Source organism: Okeania sp., assembly GCF_983059655.1.
Map to the genome: position 1 here is coordinate 1 of NZ_CEZPJD010000774.1, position 3,770 is coordinate 3,770.

4 protein-coding genes are annotated in these 3,770 nt (G+C 36.7%); 2 read left to right on the forward strand and 2 right to left on the reverse strand.

The features are described 5' to 3' along the window. The first annotated feature begins 352 nt into the window (after positions 1-352). Positions 353-1,978 carry a DUF2079 domain-containing protein gene (locus tag AC3DU7_RS28190; RefSeq protein ID WP_488042569.1) on the forward strand — a complete coding sequence of 542 codons (1,626 nt, stop codon included), beginning with the start codon at positions 353-355 and terminating at the stop codon, positions 1,976-1,978. Positions 1,979-2,143: 165 nt separating this feature from the next. Here AC3DU7_RS28190 and AC3DU7_RS28195 read toward each other — a convergent pair whose 3' ends face one another. Together AC3DU7_RS28195 and AC3DU7_RS28200 are read right to left on the reverse strand one after the other, a co-directional pair. Then, complete coding sequence (locus tag AC3DU7_RS28195) at positions 2,144-2,665, reverse strand: DUF1036 domain-containing protein (RefSeq protein ID WP_488042570.1); 522 nt, start codon at positions 2,663-2,665, stop codon at positions 2,144-2,146. Between the two features lie 2 nt (positions 2,666-2,667). Further along, positions 2,668-2,883 (reverse strand): hypothetical protein, encoded by a 216-nt coding sequence (locus AC3DU7_RS28200; protein WP_488042571.1) that lies wholly within the window; start codon positions 2,881-2,883, stop codon positions 2,668-2,670. Positions 2,884-2,917: 34 nt separating this feature from the next. On the opposite strand from AC3DU7_RS28200, the gene AC3DU7_RS28205 reads away from it, so the two are divergent. Continuing rightward, positions 2,918-3,379, forward strand: coding sequence for a hypothetical protein (locus AC3DU7_RS28205; protein WP_488042572.1), 462 nt, complete (start codon positions 2,918-2,920; stop codon positions 3,377-3,379). Positions 3,380-3,770 lie beyond the last annotated feature (391 nt).

The window sequence follows — 3,770 nt, forward strand, 5'->3', positions numbered from 1 at the left end:
AACTAATTGGATGAATTTTATATTTTTTGTTAATGGCCTATAAAAGAAAATTAGTATCTGAGATAATTTAATATCTATTTCATATTGTGACACTAATACTTTCAATTCGCCTTCTAGAGTACATTTATGTTACCTAATACTTACTTGACATAATTGATATTTTATAGTACCAGAATACAGAACTATCTTACCAGTGGTTATAATGACTCAAGCTAGGGATAATTTTCTGGTAAGTGGTATACTGCAATCTAAATGTTTATAGCAGTTGGAGGTCTGCTGAGGATACTCTCAGAACTTTGTGCCTCAGTCGTAAAAAAATGTAACTCTAAATTTTGAATCTTGCTAAAAGTGGATGAAGTTGGTTAGCTGGCAAAAAAATCAGTCCTTCAGAATGGTGCTTGTGGCGGCGATCGCCTTCTTTGTTATATGTCTATTATTTAATCTGCACCGCTATTATAGTTTTTATGCCTCTTACGACCAAGGTATATTTAACCAAGTCTTTTGGAATAATACGCATGGTCGTTTTTTTCAAAGTTCTCTCTCTTCTGCTCTTTCCACAAATGTAGTTCATCAAGGCCAAGTATCAGAAGTATACTATCACCGCTTAGGCCAACATTTTACTCCAGCCCTATTGCTGTGGTTGCCAATATATGCTCTATTTCCATATCCTGTCACCCTAACAATTTTACAAGTCACATTAGTTACTGGTGCTGGTTTAGTTTTATACATTTTAGCTAGACAATATCTCCAGCCACCCTTATCAGCCATGATCGCCATTAGCTTCTATTGTGCTAATGCAGTAATTGGCCCTACTCTCGCAAATTTCCATGATATTTGTCAGATACCTATATTTGTATTTAGTCTACTATTGGCAATGGAAAAACGCCGATGGTCTATATTTTGGATTTTAGCAATATTAATCTTAGCAGTAAGAGAAGATGCGGGAGTAGTTTTATTTGGAGTAGGATTTTATCTAATTTTGAGTAAACGCTACCCCAGAATAGGTTTAGCTATTTGTACTCTCAGTTTTGCCTACATGGTAGCTCTGACAAATCTAATTATGCCCCTATTTTCCGAAGATATTTCCCAGAGATTTATGATGGAAAGATTCGGTCAATATGCAGATGGAGACGAAGCTTCTACTCTGGAAATTATTTGGGGTATGATTAGCAACCCTTGGCGTTTAATTGCAGAAATTTTTACCCCATTCTTTGGCACTATCAAATATTTATTAGGTCAATGGTTGCCATTAGCATTTGTGCCTGCTATTGCTCCCGCTTCTTGGATGATAGCAGGATTTCCTTTGCTAAAGTTATTTTCTGCTCAAGGTTTGTCTGTACTGTCAATTACAATTCGCTACGCAATGACAGTAGTACCTGGATTATTTTACGGTGCAATTTTATGGTGGGGAAAGAGAGAATCAGAAGTTGAAAATTCATCATTGCCATCACTAAAGTTTCAGCGTTTATGGGTAATTTGTCTTTGCTTGTCACTATTTTTTACCTTTACTTCTAATCCTAATCGCACCTTCTATTTTTTAGTACCAGATTCAGTACAACCTTGGGTTTATGTACCCGCACATCAGCAATGGCAGCACGTTAGTCAAATGCGACCGTTGTTAGAGAAAATTCCTGATGATGCTAGCGTGGCAGCAACTACTTATATTATTCCGCACTTATCAGGTCGTCGAGCAATTTTGCGATTTCCCAGAATGCAATTTAGAAATGATGCTAGAGAAGTTGAAAAAGTAGAATATATTATTGTTGACCTGTGGCGGTTGAATAGATATCGGGTAGCATTTAAGAGCGATCGGCAACGACTGGAAAAAATTGTACCTCGAATTGAAGAACTTTATAAATCTGGTGAATATGGAATCACTGGTTTTGCAGATGGTGTGGTTTTGATGGAAAAAGGAGTAGTTTCTAATTTGGATGCTGTTGATAGATGGGAAAATTTTGAAGAAGGAGTCAGAAGTTAGGAGTCAAAATGAGAGTCCAGTAGGGTGTGTTAGCGGAGCGTAACGCACCGAGATATTTAAGATAGCTAAAAACTACTCAACGGTGCGTTACGGCACAACATGATATTTTACAGTTCAACCGTAGTTTGTAGTAAGCACCTAACGCACCCTACTGGACTGATTGAGCTAAAGATTATTGCATGAAATAGATAATACATAGTCACCATCCGAATCAGGTGATAGCTTTACTTGACGCATCGGCAGCTTTCTGCGCCGGAGCTTCTTTTCTTCATCTCCAGACCAACGATAGTTAGTATGAGGCTCTTGAGTAATTTCAGCATAGTAATAAAATATAGAGTTGTCGGATCTAATCCTTATTTGATTACGAGACAGAACAGCTTTTTCATTGCCCTCAAAATTCCACCATCCTCCTGTTACCCATTCATCAGATGGTTTTCTATAACGCAAAGCTAGGCGGATAGGAAATTTACATTTATTTTTAAAATACACCTGCCTACTACTATTTACCTGACGTATTGCTTGAAATGCTGATTCAACCTTTCTAGTAAGCTGTTTCTCTAAAGCTGCTACATCCCCTACATAAATTCGGGTAACATCCACATATCCTTCATACCAACCTCCTGTACCATAAAGACATTGGCCTAATAGAGCTCTAAACTTGCAATCTCCCCATGCCTCAGCTCTCAATATTACCTGGCTAACATTGGAAAATAAAATTCAACTGGGGCAGTTACTAACTCTTTGTCTGCTGTTTCTGTTGCTTCTGGAGATGTTTCTGCTTCCATATCCATGAGCACTTTTATTCTTTTAAATAAATCTACTTCTGCTCCTGTCTTAGCCTGTTCTAAAAGCAGTTGCTCTTCTAAATTATTGGGAGTTTTATCGGGCATGGGGCCAGTTGTCACGATTTTATTTACTGCTTGGTAAAAAAGGTTAATTGTGATTATAAAACGCGATATGCATCTTCATAAATTTCAAATCAGATGGGGAAAACCTTTATTAGAAAAATTTGCTGCTCCTCCGGAAGATGTGTTGGGAGAATTGTCTCACTTTGAAATGGGAATTAGGCGTTTTTGTTACGAGTGCGATCGCACTATCTCCATCGAAATAGGCAAAGAAGAAATCAAAGTCTTCTTAGACCTCGATATCTCGATGCTCCTTGAAGAAGATTTACCTACAAAAATCGACCAGTTATCAAAAGAGGAAACAATACGGATAGAATTTGTTGATAGTTGTTGTGTCACAATAAAATTAGAGCCTCTTGGCAACAAGGTTAACTGCAACTTAGGATATTTTGGCTATTCGGATAGCAATAAAAACTTTTCTCTAGATAGCAGTTACAAGCAATTTCAATTAGACCGCCAACAAGTCTTAGAAACTTTATGCTGCGCAAACAGCTAGAGGTACTGATAACTGATAACTGAAATGACGAGTAATTTTGATAAAATCAGGTTTCGTTATTTTGCTGAAACTCCCAGATTACATTTTCAACAATAGTAATTTCTAAATTTTCTTCTCTACCAGCTCAGTACGAAAATGTATTTATATATTTATACAGAGAATTGTATCTAAAACATTCAAATAGACATTCAAAAAATAAATGAACTATTGATTTAACCATTAAACAAAGATACCTGAAGACAGTATAAATAAAGTCCCCAAAGTTTGTAATTCTATATTATTTATACACATAAGCAATCTAGATAGTCTAAAATACACTCATAGTGCTGGCACTAGAAATGGTAAGTCAACCTGTCTACCCTTCCCGGCCAAGGCTTCAGGATATTGGACT